Origin of the sequence: Marinobacter persicus (genome assembly GCF_002934325.1) — a bacterium.
GTDB classification, from domain to species: Bacteria; Pseudomonadota; Gammaproteobacteria; order Pseudomonadales; family Oleiphilaceae; genus Marinobacter; species Marinobacter persicus_A.
Genome location: NZ_PTIV01000077.1, coordinates 1 through 1,835, shown reverse-complemented (window position 1 = coordinate 1,835; position 1,835 = coordinate 1). Strand labels below are relative to the sequence as shown.

The following is a 1,835-nucleotide window of genomic DNA, read 5'->3' as shown; positions in this document are numbered from 1 at the left end:
GCGTTGAGGCTGTAGAAAAACTCCGAATCCGAGGGTCAGTTTGGTAGGATCAGGCAAACAGACAAGGAGCTGTCAGATGCCTCGCTTCAAGCACTACAACTACGACCAGGACGCCATGGTCGTGATCAACTACCAGGAACAGCTGCAGCCCGGCACCTTTGAACACGCGGTGCATTACCTGATCGAGCACAAGCTGGACCTGTCGGTGTTTCACCCCAAGTACCGGAATCAGGACACTGGCCGCCTGGCCTACGATCCGGCCATCCTGCTTAAAATCATCCTGTTTGCCTATTCCAAAGGCATCACCTCCAGCCGCGAGATGCAGTGGTGTTGCGAGACCAACATCATCTTCAAGGCATTGTCCTGCGATACCGTTCCCCATTTCACCACCTTGGCCAAGTTCGTCAGCAGCCACGCGGAGGAAATCGAAGAGCTTTTCGAACAAATCCTGCTGGTGTGTCACGAGCAAGGCCTGCTCGGCAACGAACTCTTCGCCATCGACGGCTGTAAAATGCCTTCGAACGCCGCCAAGGAATGGTCCGGCACCTTCAAGGAGCTGGGTGAGAAACGGGACAAGCTGCGCCGCCTGATCCGCCACCATCTAAAGGAGCACTACGAAAAGGACGAGGCGGAAACCGAGGCCGAACTGGACCGCGACATCCGCCGGGCCAAAACCATCCTCTCGCTGGATGAATCCCTGAACAAAGTCGACCGCTTCCTAAAGACGAACCGCCCACGGATGGGCCGGGGGAAGCGGCGCAAGGAAGTGAAGAGCAACATTACCGATAACGAAAGCGCCAAGATGACCACCAGCAAGGGCACGATCCAGGGCTATAACGGCGTGGCCACGGTGGACAAGAAACACCAGATCATCATTGATGCGCAGGCCTTCGGGGAAGGGCAGGAGCACCACACCCTGCAGCCCGTACTGGAAACCGTCGAGGCCCGGTTCAAGAAGCTGGGTATTGCCGAGAGCATCTACCAACAAGGTGCCATTGTTACCGCCGACACCGGCTTCGCCAACGAAGCCAACATGAAGTACCTGCACGAACGCCAGATCAACGGCTACGTCCCGGACAATAAATTTCGAAGCCGAGATCCGAAGTTCCAGAACCAAAAGGACAAATACGGCAAGCGGCATCAGAACCTGCCGAACACCGCCTGGAAAAACATCATTCCAGCCAGTGAGTTCCAGTTCGATCCGGTGAACCTCACCTGCACCTGCCCGGCGGGCAAGGCCATCAGCTACCAGGGCGTCCGCGAAGCCGAGAACGGCAAGATCCGGGTGCACTTCGAAGGGCGTCTCCTCCAGTGCCGGCATTGCCCGAAGAAACACCAGTGCATGCAAAACCCAGCCTCAGCCAACCACCGCAAAGGGTCGGGGCGACAGGTCTCGTTCACCATCGAAAACAAGCGATTGCCGAACTACACCGACTGGATGAAACACCGGGTAGACAGCCCGAAGGGCAAAGAGATCTACAGTCACCGAATGTCGGTGGTGGAGCCGGTGTTCGGTAACATCGGAACGACCAAGCGCCTCAATCACTTCAGTCTGCGCGGTAAGAAAAAAGTGCAGGGCCAGTGGCAGCTGTATTGCCTGGTGCACAACATCGAGAAACTGGCGAATTATGGGCAGTTGGCGGCGTGAATGAGCGAAAAACGCCACTGATCAGACCAATAAAGAGCGAAATCTGCTCTCGGTCATTGTTGAGCGGATAACGTCAGTGGTGGAATGAACAGATGACCACGGCCAAGTCGATTGCTGGCCGTGACGAATAAACGAACAAAAAGGCGGTAGAGCTGGCTCAGAAGTTAGTTTTTCTACAGCCTCGTTA

1 protein-coding gene is annotated in these 1,835 nt (G+C 55.9%); it reads left to right on the top strand.

The annotated features are described in order from the left end of the window. Window positions 1-76 precede the first annotated feature (76 nt). Window positions 77-1,648: a transposase gene (locus BY454_RS16630; protein WP_104417666.1), complete on the top strand. Its 1,572-nt coding sequence runs from the start codon at window positions 77-79 to the stop codon at window positions 1,646-1,648. Window positions 1,649-1,835 lie beyond the last annotated feature (187 nt).

Excerpts from the sequence above, each read along its gene's own strand:
- BY454_RS16630 (WP_104417666.1), top strand. The coding sequence starts at position 77 with ATGCCTCGCTTCAAGCACTACAACTACGACCAGGACGCCATGGTCGTG.